At 73.1% G+C, this 16,840-nt stretch carries 16 protein-coding genes and 1 riboswitch; of the genes, 8 read left to right on the top strand and 8 right to left on the bottom strand.

Annotated features, from left to right (window positions below; all coding sequences use genetic code 11):
- Positions 1 to 95: 95 nt before the first annotated feature.
- The 7 genes from APR04_RS00245 (at position 96) to mutM (ending at position 5,131) form a co-directional block, all read left to right on the top strand.
- Positions 96 to 1,073, top strand: a complete 978-nt coding sequence (locus APR04_RS00245) for an endonuclease/exonuclease/phosphatase family protein (protein WP_253867002.1) — start codon at positions 96 to 98, stop codon at positions 1,071 to 1,073.
- Positions 1,074 to 1,195: 122 nt separating this feature from the next.
- Positions 1,196 to 1,852 carry a 16S rRNA (guanine(966)-N(2))-methyltransferase RsmD gene (gene rsmD, locus APR04_RS00250; RefSeq protein WP_253867008.1) on the top strand — a complete coding sequence of 219 codons (657 nt, stop codon included), beginning with the start codon at positions 1,196 to 1,198 and terminating at the stop codon, positions 1,850 to 1,852.
- Positions 1,849 to 2,361 carry a pantetheine-phosphate adenylyltransferase gene (gene coaD / locus APR04_RS00255; protein WP_253867015.1) on the top strand — a complete coding sequence of 171 codons (513 nt, stop codon included), beginning with the start codon at positions 1,849 to 1,851 and terminating at the stop codon, positions 2,359 to 2,361. The genes rsmD and coaD overlap by 4 nt, the downstream gene beginning before the upstream one ends.
- A gap of 174 nt (positions 2,362 to 2,535) precedes the next feature.
- Positions 2,536 to 3,105, top strand: a complete 570-nt coding sequence (locus APR04_RS00260; RefSeq protein WP_253867966.1) for a YceD family protein — start codon at positions 2,536 to 2,538, stop codon at positions 3,103 to 3,105.
- A gap of 2 nt (positions 3,106 to 3,107) precedes the next feature.
- The gene (gene rpmF, locus APR04_RS00265; protein ID WP_108495103.1) at positions 3,108 to 3,302 is read left to right on the top strand and encodes a 50S ribosomal protein L32; all 195 of its coding nucleotides are present in this window, start codon (positions 3,108 to 3,110) and stop codon (positions 3,300 to 3,302) included.
- A 1-nt stretch (position 3,303) separates the two neighbouring features.
- Positions 3,304 to 4,086 (top strand): ribonuclease III, encoded by a 783-nt coding sequence (rnc, locus tag APR04_RS00270; protein WP_253867022.1) that lies wholly within the window; start codon positions 3,304 to 3,306, stop codon positions 4,084 to 4,086.
- The gene (mutM, locus tag APR04_RS00275) at positions 4,079 to 5,131 is read left to right on the top strand and encodes a bifunctional DNA-formamidopyrimidine glycosylase/DNA-(apurinic or apyrimidinic site) lyase (protein WP_253867033.1); all 1,053 of its coding nucleotides are present in this window, start codon (positions 4,079 to 4,081) and stop codon (positions 5,129 to 5,131) included. Before rnc ends, mutM begins: the two co-directional genes overlap by 8 nt.
- A gap of 71 nt (positions 5,132 to 5,202) precedes the next feature.
- On the opposite strand, the gene APR04_RS00280 is transcribed toward mutM, so the two are convergent.
- The 6 genes from APR04_RS00280 to APR04_RS00305 all read right to left on the bottom strand — a co-directional run bounded on the left by APR04_RS00280 (position 5,203) and on the right by APR04_RS00305 (position 11,090).
- Positions 5,203 to 5,982: a DUF1775 domain-containing protein gene (locus APR04_RS00280; RefSeq protein ID WP_253867035.1), complete on the bottom strand. Its 780-nt coding sequence runs from the start codon at positions 5,980 to 5,982 to the stop codon at positions 5,203 to 5,205.
- A gap of 33 nt (positions 5,983 to 6,015) precedes the next feature.
- Positions 6,016 to 7,545, bottom strand: coding sequence for a YVTN family beta-propeller repeat protein (locus APR04_RS00285; protein ID WP_253867036.1), 1,530 nt, complete (start codon positions 7,543 to 7,545; stop codon positions 6,016 to 6,018).
- 152 nt (positions 7,546 to 7,697) lie between these two features.
- Positions 7,698 to 8,357 (bottom strand): anti-sigma factor, encoded by a 660-nt coding sequence (locus APR04_RS00290; RefSeq protein WP_253867038.1) that lies wholly within the window; start codon positions 8,355 to 8,357, stop codon positions 7,698 to 7,700.
- A complete protein-coding gene (locus APR04_RS00295; RefSeq protein WP_253867040.1) occupies positions 8,354 to 8,941 on the bottom strand; it encodes a sigma-70 family RNA polymerase sigma factor in 588 nt (195 codons plus the stop codon). Before APR04_RS00295 ends, APR04_RS00290 begins: the two co-directional genes overlap by 4 nt.
- A gap of 154 nt (positions 8,942 to 9,095) precedes the next feature.
- On the bottom strand, positions 9,096 to 10,073 hold the full coding sequence (locus APR04_RS00300) for an NAD(P)-dependent oxidoreductase (RefSeq protein ID WP_253867041.1): 978 nt from the start codon (positions 10,071 to 10,073) through the stop codon (positions 9,096 to 9,098).
- Between the two features lie 108 nt (positions 10,074 to 10,181).
- Entirely contained in the window at positions 10,182 to 11,090 is a 909-nt protein-coding gene (locus tag APR04_RS00305) for a C40 family peptidase (protein ID WP_253867042.1), read from the bottom strand.
- Between the two features lies 1 nt (position 11,091).
- Positions 11,092 to 11,242, bottom strand: a riboswitch (cyclic di-AMP (ydaO/yuaA leader).
- A gap of 155 nt (positions 11,243 to 11,397) precedes the next feature.
- Here APR04_RS00305 and APR04_RS00310 point away from each other — a divergent pair.
- A complete protein-coding gene (locus APR04_RS00310) occupies positions 11,398 to 12,963 on the top strand; it encodes a phytoene desaturase family protein (RefSeq protein ID WP_372496033.1) in 1,566 nt (521 codons plus the stop codon).
- Between the two features lie 70 nt (positions 12,964 to 13,033).
- Here the strand turns inward: APR04_RS00310 and cydC are convergent, their stop codons facing one another.
- Positions 13,034 to 14,974 (bottom strand): thiol reductant ABC exporter subunit CydC, encoded by a 1,941-nt coding sequence (gene cydC, locus APR04_RS00315; protein WP_253867045.1) that lies wholly within the window; start codon positions 14,972 to 14,974, stop codon positions 13,034 to 13,036.
- Entirely contained in the window at positions 14,974 to 16,827 is a 1,854-nt protein-coding gene (cydD, locus tag APR04_RS00320) for a thiol reductant ABC exporter subunit CydD (RefSeq protein WP_253867046.1), read from the bottom strand. Before cydD ends, cydC begins: the two co-directional genes overlap by 1 nt.
- Positions 16,828 to 16,840 lie beyond the last annotated feature (13 nt).

Genomic DNA, 16,840 nt, shown 5'->3' on the forward strand with positions numbered 1-16,840 from the left:
ACGGCCGCCGAGATTCGGCAGGGTGAAATCACGCGGGGTGAAAGGGATGACCCACGCCTTACGTCCGAAAGGCGCAACCGATAGGGTCACGGCCCGTGACGGTCGACGCGAAGCATGCGATCCACACCGGCGGGCCGGCGAAGACTGCCTGGCAGCGCGGGAGGCTCCTTGCGCTCGGTTCCGTCGCGGTCGCCGCATTGCTGGTTGCCCACGATCTTGTGCCCAACCGCTGGGGAAACCTCGGCAGCCTCGTCCAGACGTTCCTGCCATGGCTCGGCCTGGCGGTGCCGCTGGGGATCCTCGCGGCGCTGCTGCGCCGGTCGGCGCTCGCCATCCTCGCCGTCCTGCTGCCGCTCGCCGCCTGGATCTGGGTCTTCCTGCCCCAGCTGCGCCCCGTCGTCCCGGAGCCCGGCGACCTGACCGTGGTCCAGCACAACGTCAGCGACACCAACACCGAAGTGGCGGGCACCGCGGAGGTGCTCCTCGCGGCGGAGCCGGACGTCGTGACGCTCACCGAGGTCTCGGACGCGACGGCCGAGAAGTACACGCGGGCGTTCGGCGACGTGCTGCCGCACCACGAGACGCAGGGCACCGTCGGCGTCTGGTCCAGGTACCCGCTCAAGGGCGCGACGGCCGTGGACATCCGGCCCGAGGGAATCGACGCCAGCTGGGACCGCTGCTTGCGCGTCGTGATCCAGCGGGACGGAGCGCCGGTCGCGCTGTTCGCGGCCCACCTGCCCTCGGTCCGGCTGGGTAGCGGCGGGTTCCAGACGGAGCTCCGGAACACGAGCGCGCTGCAGCTGGCGGACGCGGTCAACGCCGAGCGGCACGACACGGTCATCGTCTCGGGAGACCTGAACGGGGTCCTGGCGGACGGCGCGATGGCGCCCCTCACCAACCTCGTCACCGCCCCGGCCACCGGCTTCGAGCTCACCTACCCGGAGGTGTTCCCGGTCGCCCAGATCGATCACGTGCTCGCGCGCGGCGCCACCGTCACCGAGGTGCGTGCTCTCGGTCGGACGGGCAGTGACCACCTGCCGCTCGTCGCGCACGTCGATACGCCCTGGTCGTGAGCTGCATGCCGGCGCGGCTGCAGACTCAGCTGCGGCCACGGACACCGACCAAGTCTGCAGTCGGGCGGGAGCTCGCCCCGGGATGGCGTGCCGGGTCTGGTCTGCGCGTTAGGCTCGCGGGCGTGACCAGGATCGTCGCGGGCTTCCTGGGCGGCCGCACCATCGCGGTGCCGCCCAAGGGCACCCGACCCACGAGTGACCGCGTCCGGGAGGCGATCTTCTCCCGGCTGACCCACCTCGGCGTGCTCGACGGCGCCCGTGTGCTCGACCTCTACGCGGGCTCCGGCGCGCTCGGGCTGGAGGCCGCCAGCCGTGGCGCTGCGTCGGTGACCCTCGTGGACAGCGCTCGTCCCGCTGCCGACGTCGCGCGCAAGAACGTCGCCGCGCTGAAGCTGACCGCGGTACGCGTCGTCACCGAGACCGCCGAACGGTTCGCGGCGGCGCTCGCGGGCGCGAGCCCACGTGCAGGCTCCGCCGCGGCACCCGGCCCGACGCCGGCGCTGGACCTGGTCTTCCTCGACCCGCCCTACGACCTCGACGAGAACACGCTCGCCACCGTGCTGACGCACCTGGCCACGCCGGGCGTCCTGGCCGACGACGCCGTCGTGGTCGTCGAGCGCTCGGTCCGCACTCCCGAGCCGGCCTGGCCGGCCGGTCTTGCCGCGTTCGCGCGCAAGGACTACGGGGAGACGGCGGTCTACTACGCGGAGCCCTCCGGTGCGGAGCCGGCTGGCGCCGGGCCGCCCAGCACAGGGCCGTCGGATAGCGTGGGCGCGTGACCACCGTCGTCTGTCCCGGGTCGTTCGACCCCATCACGCTCGGCCACCTCGACATCGTGCGCCGCACGGCCACGATGTTCGACGACGTGGTGGTCGGCGTCGCCAAGAACCCGGGCAAATCTGGCCTGCTCGATCTGGAGACCCGCGCCGAGCTCGTGCGCGTGGCAGTGCACGCCGCTGCTCAGGCGGGGCCCGTGCTCGAACGGGTGCGGGTCGCCGTCGTGCCGGGGCTGCTGGTGGACTTCTGCCGGGAGGTCGGGGCGGTCGCCGTCGTGAAGGGTCTGCGGGGTGGCGGCGACTTCGACGCCGAGCAGCCGATGGCACTCATGAACCGGCACCTGTCGGGCGTCGAGACGATCTTCCTGCCGGGCGACCAGCAGTACGCGCACGTCGCGTCGTCGCTGGTGAAGGACATCGTGCGGCACGGCGGACCGGTCGATGACCTGGTTCCGGCGGGCGTCACGGCGGCCCTGCGGTCCGCGCTGGGGCGGCCACCCGCCGGCTCGTGAGGCCTGTCACCCCGCACGGGCGCGCGTCGGGCCCCATCCATGTCGTAGGATTGGTTCTTGGCCCATGGTGCGAGATATCGCGCCCGGCCACCCCCTTCACCATCCTCATCGGATAGTGCACTGCCACTGCCCTCATCGGAGTCCGTTATTTCCCGCGTACCGAAGTCGCCGCTCGTGCTCGAAACGCACGAGCTGTCTCGGCGTGCCGGATCGATGCGTACGCACAGCGCGACTGTGCAGGCGCCGTCGGATCTCGGCACTGCTGTGATCGGTATCCCGGAGGGTTCCGACCTCGAGCTGGATCTTCGGCTCGAGTCCGTGATGGAGGGCGTGCTGGTCTCCGGTACTGTCCGCGGCACGGCCAAGGGCGAGTGCAGCCGCTGCCTCGACGACATCACCCGTGAGCTCACGGTCGAGATCGCCGAGCTGTTCGCCTACCCCGAGAAGGCCGCGTCGTCGGCCAAGCGAGGGGCAGACGACACGGAGTTGGACGCGGAGGACGAGGAGTTCCTCCTCGACGACGACGACATGGCCGACCTGGAGCCTGTGCTTCGGGATTCGGTCGTGACTGCACTACCATTTCAACCGCTGTGCCGGGATGACTGCCCCGGCCTGTGCTCCGAGTGCGGAGCGCGCCTGGCTGACGACCCCGGTCATCAACATGACGTAGTCGACCCTCGTTGGTCGGCGCTTCAGAGCATGCTCGAATCTACGAGCGTGTCGGACGAGACGAAAGAGAGCTAGCCGTGGCTGTTCCGAAGCGCAAGATGTCGCGCAGCAACACCCGTGCGCGTCGCTCGCAGTGGAAGACCACCGCAGCGACCCTCACCACCTGCCCGCAGTGCCAGGGCAACAAGCTGCCGCACACGGCGTGCCCGACGTGCGGCACCTACAAGGGCCGCACGTACCGCGACGCCCTGAAGACCGTTCACGCGGGCTGACGTGGCCAAGGGCGGGACGTCGCCGGCGAGGCCGGAACCTACCGCGCTGCTCGAGAAGCTCGGGGTCCATCTGGACCCCGAGCTTCTTGTGCTGGCACTGACCCACCGGTCGTTCGCGCACGAGGCCGGCGGCATCCCCACGAACGAGCGCCTGGAGTTCCTGGGCGACACGGTGCTGGGGCTGGTGGTCACGGAGGCGCTGTTCCGGCGGCACCCCGACCTGTCCGAGGGCGACCTGGCGCGCATGCGTGCGGCGACGGTGTCGCAGCGTGCTCTCGCTGCCATCGCGCGGACCCTCGGGCTGGGCAAGTACGTGCTGCTCGGCAAGGGCGAGATCCGCACGCGCGGCTTCGAGAAGGACTCGATCCTCTCCGACACGGTCGAGGCCCTGATCGGCGCGACCTATCTGTCGCACGGCCTGGAGACGTCGCGGAAGCTGGTCCACCGGCTCGTCGACCCGACGCTCGACGTCGCGGCGGGCCTCGGCGCCGGCCTCGACTGGAAGACGTCGCTGCAGGAGGCCTCGGCCGAGCGTGGCCTGGGCTCGCCCGACTACATCGCGACCTTCGAGGGTCCCGAGCACGCGCGGGTCTTCCACTCGACCGTCGTGATCGACGGCGTCACCTACGGCTCCGGCTCCGGCAGCGCGAAGAAGCACGCCGAGCAGGGCGCTGCCGAGGAGACCTACCGCGCTCTGCTGGAGAAGTTCCCCAAGCCGGGGGACGACGGCGAGGCCGCGGCCGGGCACACCTCCGGGAGCAAGGCGTCGGACGCCGGTGCCTGAGCTGCCCGAGGTCGAGACCGTCCGGGACGGCCTCGACCGGCTCGTGGTCGGCGCGGTCGTGCGCGACGTCGAGGTGTTCCGCGAGTACAGCGTCCGCCGGCACGACGGCGGTCCGGGCTCGTTCCGCGACCAGCTCGTCGGCCGGCGGCTGAGCGCCGCCGTCCGCCGCGGCAAGTTCCTCTGGCTGCCGCTGGCGGACGCCGCCCCGACGCCGCTGGTCGAGCCTGCCCCGTCGGTCGAGCCTGTCGAGACCCCTGCCACCCGCCAGCCCGACCCGGCCGCGGCCCTCCTGGCGCACCTCGGCATGTCGGGCCAGCTGCTCGTCCGCGGCGCCGCGGTGAACGTCGCGCACGCCCCGGGGCCTGCCGCCGTGCTCGTTCCGGAACCGGCGACGGGCACGGACGACTGGCAGCACCCGCACCTGCGCGTCCGCCTGCACCTCACCGACGCCCCCTCCGGGGCGCGCTACCTGGACTTCGTGGACCAGCGCACGTTCGGGCACCTGAGCGTCCAGGACCTGGTGCCCGTGGCGGGGAGCATCCCGGCCGGGTACGGCTCCGACCTGCCCCTGCTGCCGGAGCCGGTCGCGCACATCGCCCGTGACCTGCTGGACCCCGGCCTCGACCTGGACGACCTGATCCGGCGGGTCCGCCGACGTCGGACCCAGGTGAAGCGGGCTCTGCTCGACCAGACCGTCGTGTCCGGCGTGGGCAACATCTACGCCGACGAGGCGCTGTGGCGGGCGAAGGTGCACTGGGCGCGGCAGACCGACAAGCTGAGGGCCGCCGACGTGCGCCGTGTGCTCGAGTCGGCGGCCGAGGTCATGCGTGAGGCGCTGGCCCAGGGCGGCACCAGCTTCGACGAGCTGTACGTCAACGTGAACGGGGAGTCGGGGTACTTCGACCGCTCGCTCGCGGTCTACGGGCAGGAGAACGAGGAATGCCGCCGCTGCGGTGCGCTCGTGCGCCGCGACGCGTTCATGAACCGCTCATCATTCAGCTGCCCGGTCTGCCAGGTCCGTCCGCGACAGAGCGCTTCCCGGTAGTGGCCGACCGGAGGTAGTGGTCGCGTCTCGGTGCGGCCACTACCTCCGGTCGACGTCCGGCTCGTGGGACCTCAGCGGTCCTCGGACGGAACGCCGGTCCGGTGTGCGGAGGCCGCGGTCGCGCCGACCTGCCGCCGCCGGAGCAGGATGACCGTGACGACTCCACCCAGCACGACGCCGGCGCCGACGCCCGCCAGGACCCCGGAGGCGGGACCGGCCTGCTCAGCGGCAGCCTCGGTCGACTCGGTCGCCGCGGTCGCGGTCGGCCGTTCCCCCGGCCCGGCCGCCGGAACGGCTTCCTCCGCCGGTCCTGCGTCCTCCGCCGGGGTCGTTCCCTCCGGCGGCTCTGCCTCCGGGTTGATCAGGAGCACCGGCGCCGGAAAGTCGGGGTCCTCGTCGCCGGTCGGCACCTCGTTCCACGCGGAGACGGTGCCGTCCGAGTAGGTCTGCTCGGTATCGAAGGTGACGGAGTACTGGTCGGGCACGGGCCCGACCCGCACGGGGAACGTCTCGCTCTCACCGGGCTGGATCTCGTGCCCTGAGTCGGCGGTCCAGATCACCTGGGTGCCCTGGTCCTCCGGCGCGGCGACGGTCTCCTGGGTCCAGCCGTCGAGGGCTGGCACGGACATGACCTCCAGCTCCGGGGGTACGGCGACCGCGATGCGGACCGTGGTGGCCGTGGCGAGCTCGCTGGGCACCTGGAACCGGAGCTGGGCTGGCTCGCCTGGGATGACGTCGGCGATGACCTGGACGTGCGCCTGGGCGGGCCCGGCCAGGAGCAGGGCTGCTCCGGCCGCACTCGCGGCGATGGCGATCAGGCGGACGGTGTGCCGTCGAGTGCGGCTGAGCATGGGAGTGCTCCTCTCAGATCGGGGTGGGGATCGTCAGCAGCAGGTGCAGAAGACGAGGTCGTCCGCCGTCGTCGTGTGGCCGTGGCTGCCGCTCTGTGCGGCGAACGCGGCCTTCTGGACCGGCGTCACCTCGCCCTGTGGAGTGATGGCGATGCTCTTCCCGTCGAAGCTGGCGAAGGCCAGCGCCATCGGCGTCCCGCCGTTGTCGTCGGTCTGGAAGGCGAACACCGGGGTCTTCCTGCCGTCGGCAGCCACGGAGTACGCCTGGTACATCGTGTTCGGGCGGAGGCGGCGCGCCTGGATCTGGATCATGTCGAGCCCGGCGACCGGGCGGACGGTGGCCTCGAGCACGCGGCCCTTCTCCGGGTCGAGCGTGTCGCCACGGGTGCCGTCGGGCAGGATGGTGGGGACGTTGTGCGCCCGCTGGCCGAGCCCCTGGGTGCCGAGGTTGGCCGCGCTGCCTGGCTCCGCCGCCTTCGAGGCGTAGGCGACGGCCTGCGGCTCCTGTCCTGTCTCGATGGTGTCGACTACCTGATGGGTGGCGGTGTCGATGACGTCGATGCCGTCGGACTTCTCCAGGCCGACGTACATGCGGGTGCTGTCACCGCTGGGCCACGCCCCGTGCGGGGCGTGCCCGCTGTTCTTGATCCTGGTGACGAGCTCGGGCTCCGCACCGCCGCGGCTGTAGACCCAGGTCTCGTCGAGGCCGCCCATGGTCAGGTAGACGTAGCTGCCGTCGGTGGTGTCGACGAACTGCGGGTGGTTGGTGTCGGGACCGGTCTCGAGGACGGTGGTGACTTCCCTCTGCGCCAGGTCCACGACGGAGACCTTGCCGACGCGCTTGTGCGCCGCCCACAGCTCGGTGCCGTCCGGCGAGATCGACTGGTCGGAGGAGAACGAGTCGCCGAGGCCGGTGATGCGATCCTTGACCTTGCGGGAGTGCACGTTGATCACGGCGATCTCCGACATGGTGGTGAAGTTGACGTACGCCCATCGGCCGTCCGGGCTCATCAGCACCTTCGACGGGCCGTCGCCGACCCGCACCCGGCCGACGACGCCGCCGTGCACCGCATCGACGATCGTCACCGTGTCCCGGCCCCGGTCCGCGACCCAGAACTCCTTGCCGTCGGTGGTGAAGCTGCCCTCGTGCGCGGCGCGGCCGACGTCCGTGGTGCTGAGCACCTCGTTGGTCGCCGTGTCGACGATGTGGACGGTGTTGCTGGACACGGCGACGACAGCAAGCCGGTTGCCGTCCGGCGAGGTCGCCAGGCCGTGCACCCCCGCGTCGCCGAGGTACTGCGGGCTCATCGTGCTGCCGAGCCGCTGGTCACCGAGCGCGATCGTGCCCAGCGTGGTGTTGGTGGACGGGTCCGCCACGGTGACCGTGTTGGACGTCTGATCGGCGGTATAGAGGCGGTCCTCGCCCGAGATCGGGATCGGCTCCTGCGGCGACGCGGGCGGCGGTGCCTGCTCCACGCCGGCGGCACCGAACGGCGCGGTCAGCACAGCCCCCGACCCCAGGGCGGCCGCAACGAGCCACGTGGCGATGCGTACTGACAACATGCTCTCTCCTTTGTTCTGACGGTCCTGCTCTGACAGGTCTTGCTCCAGCAGGTCTTGAGCGGCGCCGGATCTGGGCACGCCGGATCTGGGCATGCCGGTTCAGGGCATGCGGTATCGAGGCAGGTCGGATCGGGTTACGACGGCAGAGGGCGTCAGGTCGCCCGGAGCGGCTCCACAGGGACGTGCAGCACGGCGCGCCCCTCGTCGTCCTCGACAACCAGGGCGGTGATCGTGTCCCGGGGCATGGCGGTGGTCATCCGGGCGGAGACCGGCGCGTCGTCCGGCGCGCGCACGCTGCCGCCTGGCGCCTGGACGCCGTCGGCGTTGACCGCCATCAGGTGGTACGTCCGGCCGGGCACGAGCCCCGAGAGGGACACGGGGATCTCGGTCCCCCACGGGTGGCTGACCATGGGGTCGTCACGCACCAGCGCGACGGCCGAGACGGGCGGTGGTGCCTGGTAGGTGGCGAGAGGGACGGCCACGGCGACGGACGCGGCGACGGCGGCTGCGGTCAGCGCGGCGGCGATCCGACGCCGGCGCCGTGGGCGTGCGGCCTCCTGGGCAGGGACCACGGCCCGGCGGATCCGATCACCGAGCTCGGCCGGAGGCCGTTCGGTCATCGCGTCCGGTGCCGGACGGGTCCACGCCGGTTCGGCTCTGCGCAGCGTCCGGACGACGTCGCCGAGCTCGGCCGCCTCGCGGGCACAGTCCTGGCATCGTTCGAGGTGCCGGGACAGGCCCTCCGGCATCGGTATCCCCAGCGACAGGCACTCGGCGAGTACCGGGCGCAGGCGTGCGCAGTCTTCGTTCATGAGGCCAGCCACCCGTTCTCCTCGAGGACCATCCGCAGCGTCCGCATGCCGTAGTACAGCCGGCTGCGCATGGTGGATGCCGGCACTCCCAGCTCGTGCGCCAGCTCGGCGCAGGTGCGGCCGCCGTAGTGCACCCCGACCACCGCCTCGCGGTGGTCCGGGCTCAGCCGCCGTAACGCCTCCGCGAGCTGGATCTGCTCGAGCAGCTGGTCGACGGGGTCGAGCACCGCGGGCGGCTCGGACAGGTCGTCCCACGACGAGCCGCCCGGCCCCCAGCGCACCCGCCGTCGCCGGAGCGCGTCGACGATCCCGTTCCGCGTGATGGCGAACAGCCAGGTGCGCAGGCTGCCCCGGTGTGCCTCGAAGCCGCGCGGCGACCGCCACGCACTGACGAACGCCTCTTGCACCACGTCCTCGGCGAGCTGTCGGTCGTCCAGCGCTCTGGACGCGAACCCGAGCAGCTCCCCGCCGTACAGGTCGTAGGCGGCCTGGACCTCCCGCTCGGTCCGCAGCCCGGCGGGCTCCGAACCGTCCGGCGCGGGCCGTCGGCCCGATCGCCGCAGACGGCCACCGTGCACAGCCACGGTCACTCACCTCCCGTTCCGAGTCGCACTGCTGCTCCCGCTCCTGGAGAGGCTCCAGGAGGCGATGTGCTCATCAGGGGATACGCGGCGGACACCTGGTGTGTTGAACGGTGTGACCTGGTTCACAGCGAGCGGGCGGCTGCCCGCCCAGGCGCTACCGCGATGCCACGTTGCGCAGCTCACCGCCGTCGCGCCAGGCCGTGAGCTGCTCGGCCAGGAAGCGGGCCGCGCCCCGCGGCCGCCCGCCCGCCACGTGCGGCGTCAGGATCAGGTTCGGGACGTCCCACAGCGGGGAGTCCGCAGGCAAGGGCTCGGTCTCCATCACGTCGAGCGCCGCACCCGCGAGCCGTCCGGACCGCAGCGCGTCCGCGAGAGCGACCTCGTCGACGGTCGCTCCCCGGCCGACGTTGACGAACCGCGCCGTCGGCGGCAGCAGGCCCAGCAGGCGGTCGCCGAGCACGTGCCGGGTGGCGGGACCGGCGGGCAGCAGCGAGATGAGCAGGTCGGTCTCGGTCAGCAGCGCATCCAGACCGTCGGGCGCCACCACCGGGTACCCGGAGCGCTGACCCGCGCGCGAGGCGACGCCCGTGACCTGCGCACCGAGCGCGGTCAGCAGCGGTGCCAGCCGCAGGGCGATCGACCCGAAGCCCCAGATGGTCACGCGCGCCCCGTCGAGCGTGTACTCGCGGCCGGTGACCGGGTCGGCCTGCGCGAACGCGATCTCCTTTGCCCAGTGGTGCTCCCGCTGCGCGGCCAGCGTCGCGTCGATTCGCCGGACCGACGCGAGGATCAGCGCGAGAGCGTGCTCGGTGACGGTGTCGTCGTGCAGGGACTGGCCGGACGAGATGACGACGTCGGGGCCGAACCCGGAGCGCAGCGCGACGTCCGGGCCGGCCGAGAGGGTCTGCACCCAGCGCAGGCCGGTCAGCCGGCGGGCGGTGTCGGAGAGCACCCTTGGCGGGTTGGACCAGGTGACCAGCACCTCGGCGTCGGCGTGCTCCTCGGGGATCGGGTCGTTCATCGCGTACGTGACGACGACGTCGGTGCCGCCGGGAGCGAAGGAGGCTCCGGCGTCGGGCAGGAGGGACGGGAAGTCGAGGTCGAAGGGCACGTCCGGTACGAGGATCTTCACGCCCGGGACGTTACCGGACCGGCCCGACGGACGAGCACGGGGTGTGCCGCGCCGGAAGTCCGGCGGGACACACCCCGTGCTCGATCTGGAGGGTGACGCGAGGAGCGGTCAGCCCGTCACGCGGATGAACACCGCGTTGTTCTGCCACATCTCGCCGTACTGCACGGGAGTGCCCTGCTGCTGGGCCTCCACGACCATGCCGTTGCCCGCGTAGAGGGCGACGTGGCCCGACGTCCACACGATGTCGCCCGGCTGGGCCTCGGCGGCGGAGACCTGGTACCCGACGGTCGACATCGCGCTCGAGCTGTGCGGGAGGCTGACCCCGAGCTGACCGTAGACGTACTGGATGAGCCCGGAGCAGTCGAAGCCGCTGGGGGAGGCTCCGCCCCACACGTAGGGCACGCCCACGTACTCGAGGGCAAGGTTGACGGCCTGCTGGCCGAGGCCGGACGCGTCGGCGACGGTCTCGACGACGGCTTCCGCCTCGGCCGCTACGGCCTCCTCCGCTTCCGCGGCGGCGGCGGCCTCTGCTGCGGCGGCCGCCTCAGCCTCTGCCTTCGCCTCGGCCTCGGCCTTGGCGCGCGCCTCGGCCTCTGCCTTCTCCTTGGCCTCGGCGATGCCGGCCTCGGTCTCGGCGTACGGCGTCACGGACACGCGCCCGCGCTCGGCCCAGAAGTCGGCGTCCTGCGTGACCTTGACCTTGGTGACGAGGTTCTCGGTGAAGCCGGCCCGAGTCGTGGAGTCGACGGTGTTGCTGACCGGCGTCGCGCCGGCGAGCGTGGTCTGGGTGTGCGTCTCGGCGGGCGCGGTGTGGGCGGTCTGGGTGAAGACCGACGCCAGCATGCCGGACGTGACGACCGCGATGGCGCCGGTTCGCGCGGCGTTCTCTGCGGCGGTCTGGGTCAGTGCGGTGAAGGGGGTGAGTGCGGGGCCGTCGGCGCGGTGCCTGCCCCGGCTGCTGGAACGGTTTGCCTGGTCGTCCGCCCAGTCATGGGTACGGTCGGTGAGTACGGTCACCAGTGATCTCCTCGGACGCCTACGAAGTGAGCTGTCGGGTTCGGATGGGGAGAGCGATCACCCGGCCTCACAAGAAGGCTTCACCCCAAGGACACTCACGTGCCCGCTTACTTGGTTCCCCCGCCCCTGTCACGTTCTAGCTGCTCAGATCCGGTGACAGGGTTCGGCGTCCGGGCCTGGACCTCCCCGTTGCTGGAGCGGCGAGATTGACCGTACCTGCCCGTCGAGCAATTGTCACGATTAGGTCACATACCAACTTGTGATGGAACCTCCCTGGTAATCAGTGCCCCATGGGACTATGACGTGCATGCCTGATTCCACGCGTTCCCGGTACGACGTCGTCGTCGTCGGCGGAGGTCACAACGGCCTCACCGCGGCGGCCTACGCGGCCCGCGGCGGCCGCTCCGTCCTGGTCCTCGAACGAGCGGACCACGTGGGCGGCGCCGCCGTCTCGGCCCGGCCGTTCGCCGGCGTGGACGCGCGGCTGTCGCGCTACTCCTACCTCGTCTCGCTCCTGCCGCGCCGGGTGGTCGAGGAGCTCGGCCTCCCCATCACCCTCAAGCGCCGGCGCTGGTCCTCCTACACGCCGGTTGGCGAGGGCGGCCTCCTCGTCGACAGCCAGGACGCCGCCGCTACGCGCACCGCGTTCCGCCGCCTGACGGGCTCGGACGCCGACTTCGAGGCGTGGGGGCGCTTCTACGCCATGACCGCGGAGGTGGCCCGCCGGCTGGCGCCGACGCTCACCGAGCCGCTGCTCCCACGCTCGGAGGTCCGGGACCGGGTGGTCGACGGCGTGGGGGAGGACGCCTGGCGCGCCCTCTTCGAGGAGCCCCTCGGCGACGTGCTGCGCCGAACCTTCGCCGACGACGTCGTGCGCGGCGTCGCGGCCACCGACGGCCTGATCGGCACGTTCGCCGACGTCGACGAGCCGTCCCTGCGGCAGAACCGCTGCTTCCTCTACCACGTCATCGGCAACGGGACCGGCGACTGGGACGTCCCGGTGGGTGGCATGGGCGCCGTCTCGGGCGCCCTGCACGACGCCGCCGTGGCCGCCGGCGCGACGATCGTCACCTCGGCGACCGTCACCGCCGTCGACCCCGGGTCCTCGGGCGCGGAGGTCGCCTGGACCGACGCCGACGGGCGCGCCAGGGGCGTAGCGGCCGGGCACGTGCTCGCCGGGTGCGCCCCGGCCGAGCTGGAGCGGCTGCTCGGCGGCGAGCCCCCGGCGCCCGGCCCCGAGGGCGCGCAGCTCAAGGTGAACATGCTGCTCACGCGCCTGCCCCGGCTGCGCGACGACGTCGACCCCGTCGCCGCGTTCAGCGGGACCCTGCACGTCAACGAGTCCCTGACCCAGCTCGAGGACGCGCACGCGCAGGCCGCCGCCGGGCGCATCCCCGACCTGCCGCCGAGCGAGATCTACTGCCACACCCTGACCGACCGGACGATCCTCGGCCCGGCCCTCGCAGGGACCGACGCGCAGACCATCACGCTGTTCGGGCTGCACATGCCGGCGCGGCTCTTCCGTACGGATCCCGACGGCGCTCGCGACCGGGCGCTCCGAGCCACGCTCGCGTCGCTGGACTCCGTGCTGGCGGAGCCCATCGAGGACGTGCTCGCGCTCGACGCCGACGGTGCCCCCTGCCTCGAGGTGCGCACCCCGGTCGACCTGGAGGGCGACGTGGGGCTGCCGGGCGGGCACATCTTCCACCGTGACCTCAGCTGGCCCTTCGCCGAGTCCGACGCCGACGCCGGGCGCTGGGGCGTCGAGACCGAGCACCCGCGTGTCCTGCTGGCAGGAGCTGGCGCGCGCCGCGGCGGGGGCGTCAGCGGCATCCCGGGCCGGGCGGCGGCCATGGCTGTGCTGTCGGCCTAGGGCCGGCGGACGAGAACGGGGTTGTGTTCGTCATCGGCGCCTGGAGGAACACAACCCCGTTCTCGTTCGGTCAGCGTTCCTGCGAGGTCGACCAGGCGTACGTCGCGTCGGTGGTGCGGAGGTGCTCGTGCCTGCCCCGGGCCGTGACCGTGGCCGGGACGCCGTGCGCGGCGCCGGCATCGTGCCCCAGCACCACCACCTCGTCGACCGCAGCCAGCGGTGTGAGGCGGTGCGTCGCCAGCAGCACCGCCCGGCCGGTCGCGCGCGCGTGCGCCGCCAGCGTGCGCACCAGAGCATCCGCGGTAGCGCCGTCCAGGTGCTCGGCGGGCTCGTCCACGAGCAGGACCTGTGCGGGGCTCAGCAGCGCGCGAGCGACCAGCAGACGACGACGCTCGCCGCCCGAGACCGCGGCTGCGTCCGTGCCCACCACCGTGTCGAGCCCCTCGGGAAGCGCGGCCAGCCACGCACCCAGCCCGACGGCGTCGAGCGCGGTCCGGGCCTCGGCGGCCGTGACGTCGCCGCGCGCCACCCGCAGGTTCTCCAGCACCGTGGTGTCGAACAGATGCCCGTCCTCGGCGACGAACAGCGTGGCCGAAGGGCTCGGCGTGGTCGGCAGAACGTCAGATGATCGGTAGCCCGGAATGCCGACCTCCTGACGTTCTGCCGACCACGCGGACACGGTTCCACCTACTGGCGGGATCAGCCCGGCGGCGGTCATCAGCAGCGTCGTCTTCCCGGCGCCGGACGGCCCGGCCAGTGCCACGACCGAGCCCTGGCGCAGTGCGAGGGACACCCCCTCGACGGCGGTACGCGGCCAGCCGGCGGCGTCGGGCCAGCCGGCGGCGACGTGGTCGAGCACGAGCAGCGCGCCGCCCGCCTCCTGTGCTGTGCCGGACGCGCCGGTCCGGCAGGACGTGCCCTCCTCCCCGGACGGGTCAGGTGCGCCGGCCCGCTCCGCCGCACCCGGCACCCGCGCGACCCGCGCGACCCGCGCGACCCGCGCGACCCGCGCAGCCGACATCGGGTCGGACGCGGGCAGCAGCTCGAGCAGCCGCCGCGCCGCCTCCCTCGACCGCAGGAGCTGGACCGCGGCGGCCGGGAGCCCAGCGGTCGCCTCGAACACCGCGAGCGGAGTCAGCACGACCACGGACAGCGCCTCCACGGACAGCGACCCCGACATGGCAACCGGGATCCCGAGCGTGAGCGAGGCGAGCACCGCGAGACCCTGCGCCAGCGCCCCCAGCGCGGCGGCCAGGCCGGAGGTGCGGGCGCCGTCGTCGGCGATGGCGGACAGGCGCGCGTCGGCCGCGTCAAGAGCCGCCAGCCGCGCGCCGAACCGGCCGGAGACCCGCAGCGGAGCCGACTCCTCGAGGACCTCGAGGGACAGTGCTGTCACCTCGCCCCGGACCGCGGCACCCCGCGCCTCGGTTCGCGCCGCCGCCCGCGCCGCGAGCCACGGCGTCACGATCCCGGCGAGCACCAGGCACAGCGCCAGCGCCACACCCGCCGCCGGCAGCAGCACGCCCAGCAGGATCACCGAACCGAGGGACGTCACCACCGCGACCCCCGCCGGTACGAGCGCGCGAACCACCACGTCGCCGACGTCGTCCACGTCCTGGCCGATCCGCGCCAGGAGCTCGCCGCGCCGCACGGTGACCGGGCGGTCGTCCGCGGCGAGGCGGTCGTACAGGTTGGCGCGGAGGGCGGCCATGCCACGCAGCGCGACGTCGTGGGAGGCGAGGCGCTCGCAGTAACGCAGCACACCGCGCCCGATCCCGAACGCCCGCACCGCCACCACGGCGACCGACAGGGTGAGCACCGGCGGCATCTGGTACGCCCGGGCGACGAGCCAGGCCGCCACGGCCGCGAGCCCGATCGCACAGGCCAGGGCCAGGACGCCGAACCCGATCGCCGCCGCTACCTTGACCGGCCGGACTTCCAGCAGCGGCAGGACGCGGCGCAACGGGTCGGAGCGCCCGCCCGCGGCCAGGTGCTGCGTCGAGGTGGTCATCATGCCTCCCGGTTCGTCGTGGAACGCCCAGCGGGTGCCGGCTCGGGGCAGCTCCCGGGGCCCGTCGCAGGTTCCGGCGCCGAGCGGACGTCGATGACCTGGTCCGCGAGCCCCAGCAGCGACGCCCGGTGCGCGACGACGAGCACGGTGCGACCGGAGTCCCGCCAGGCGCGAACGGTGTCGAGCACGCCCTGCTCGCCGCGCGCGTCGAGGTGCGCCGTCGGCTCGTCGAGGATCACCAGTGGCTTGGTCGCGGCGTCGTCGAGCAGGGCTGACGTGAGCGCCACGCGCTGCCGCTGCCCCACGGACAGCCCCACGCCGCCGAGCCCGACGTGCGTGTCCCAGCCGTCGGGCAGGGCGCCGACGACGGAATCGAGCCCGGTCAGCCGGGCGGCCTCGGCGAGGCTTCGTGCGGCACCGGGAGACGCACCGTCCAGGACGACCTCGCGCAGCCGCCCGGGCGGGAGAGCGGGCCGCTGCGGAACCCAGGTCAGCGCCGCCCACCACGCGTCCCGCTCGTCGGCCGACAGGTCGGCGAGGTCACGGAGCGCACCGCCGGCCGGCACCAGCCCGACCCGCCCGGCGTCCGGCGTCAGCAGCCCTAGAGCCACGAGCACGGCCGTCGACTTGCCGGACCCGCTCGGCCCGCGCAGCGCGACGACCCGCCCACTCCCGGCCCCGAGCGGAATCCGCGCGGTCAGCCCAGCGGGAGCGACAACCCCACGCCCGACGGCCCGCACGGAAACCCCCTCCAGCACAAGCTCCCCACTCGTGACCCTCCCACCCAGGCCCTCTGCGGATGCGGGGACGTCCTCATCCTCCGACCGGACGGAAGGAAGGAGCGCGAACGCCCGCGACGCGGCAGCAACCCCGTCCACCGAGGCATGGAACTCCGCCCCCACCCTGCGCAGCGGCAGGTACACCTCGGGGGCGAGCACGAGCACCGCGATCGCGGGCTGCAGCTCCATGGCGCCCTCGACGAGCCGCAGCCCTACCCCGACCGCGATGATCGCCACCGACAGCGTCGTGAGCAGCTCGAGGACCATCGAGGAGAGGAACGCGACCCGCAGCGTCCCCATGGTCGCCCTGCGGGAGGCGTCACCGAGCGCGCGCACCCGCTCGCCCGGGCCGAACGACCGCCCGAAGGCCCGCAGCGTCGGCAGCCCGGCGACCAGGTCGAGCACCTGGGTGCCCAGCCGTTCCACCGTGGCGAGGCGCCGCTCGGACGTCCCTGCCGTCAGCCGCCCGACGAGCACCATGAACACGGGCACGAGCGGCAGGGTCACGATCAGGATCACCGCCGAGACCCAGTCCAGCCCCAGCACGACGACGACCAGCGCGGGCGTGAGCAGCGCCGTCAGCACGAGCTGCGGCACGTAGCGCACGAGGTACGGCTCGAGCGCGTCGAGCCCGCGAGTCGCGAGGGTCGCGACCTCGGCCTCCGGGCTCGCGCCGTTCCCGCCGCCCGACGCCGGAGCGCCGGCCGGGGGACCGCCCTCCGCAGCTTCGACGGCCGTCGTCCCGGCCGCCCGCGGGCCGCGCAGCGCCCAGGCCTCGACCACCGCGCGGCGGAGCTCGGCGATCGTCCGGGCGGCGGCCCGCAGCGCGTACCGTTCCTGCGCCCACGCGATACCCGCCCGCCCGGCGATCACGAGCGCCAGCCCCGCGAAGGGCCAGGCCAGCGCCGGCCCGGACGTGGCGTCTCCGCGCACCACCGGCGCCAGCAGGGCCGCGATCAGCAGGGCCTGCGCCACGATGAGCGCGGCGGCGGCTACCCCCAGCCCTACCGTCAGTGCCACGTACCAGCGGGCCGCGCGGACCTGCTGCAGCAGCCGTGGGTCGATGGGCTTCATCCGTTCCTGCTCC

Source organism: Promicromonospora umidemergens, from assembly GCF_024171995.1.
Taxonomy (GTDB): Bacteria; Actinomycetota; Actinomycetes; order Actinomycetales; family Cellulomonadaceae; genus Promicromonospora; species Promicromonospora umidemergens.

Coding starts and splice junctions, on each gene's coding strand:
- APR04_RS00280 (WP_253867035.1), bottom strand. CDS start 5,982: ATGCTCAGCCGCACTCGACGGCACACCGTCCGCCTGATCGCCATCGCC.
- APR04_RS00285 (WP_253867036.1), bottom strand. CDS start 7,545: ATGTTGTCAGTACGCATCGCCACGTGGCTCGTTGCGGCCGCCCTGGGG.
- APR04_RS00290 (WP_253867038.1), bottom strand. CDS start 8,357: ATGAACGAAGACTGCGCACGCCTGCGCCCGGTACTCGCCGAGTGCCTG.
- APR04_RS00310 (WP_372496033.1), top strand. CDS start 11,398: ATGCCTGATTCCACGCGTTCCCGGTACGACGTCGTCGTCGTCGGCGGA.
- cydC (WP_253867045.1), bottom strand. CDS start 14,974: ATGACCACCTCGACGCAGCACCTGGCCGCGGGCGGGCGCTCCGACCCG.
- cydD (WP_253867046.1), bottom strand. CDS start 16,827: ATGAAGCCCATCGACCCACGGCTGCTGCAGCAGGTCCGCGCGGCCCGC.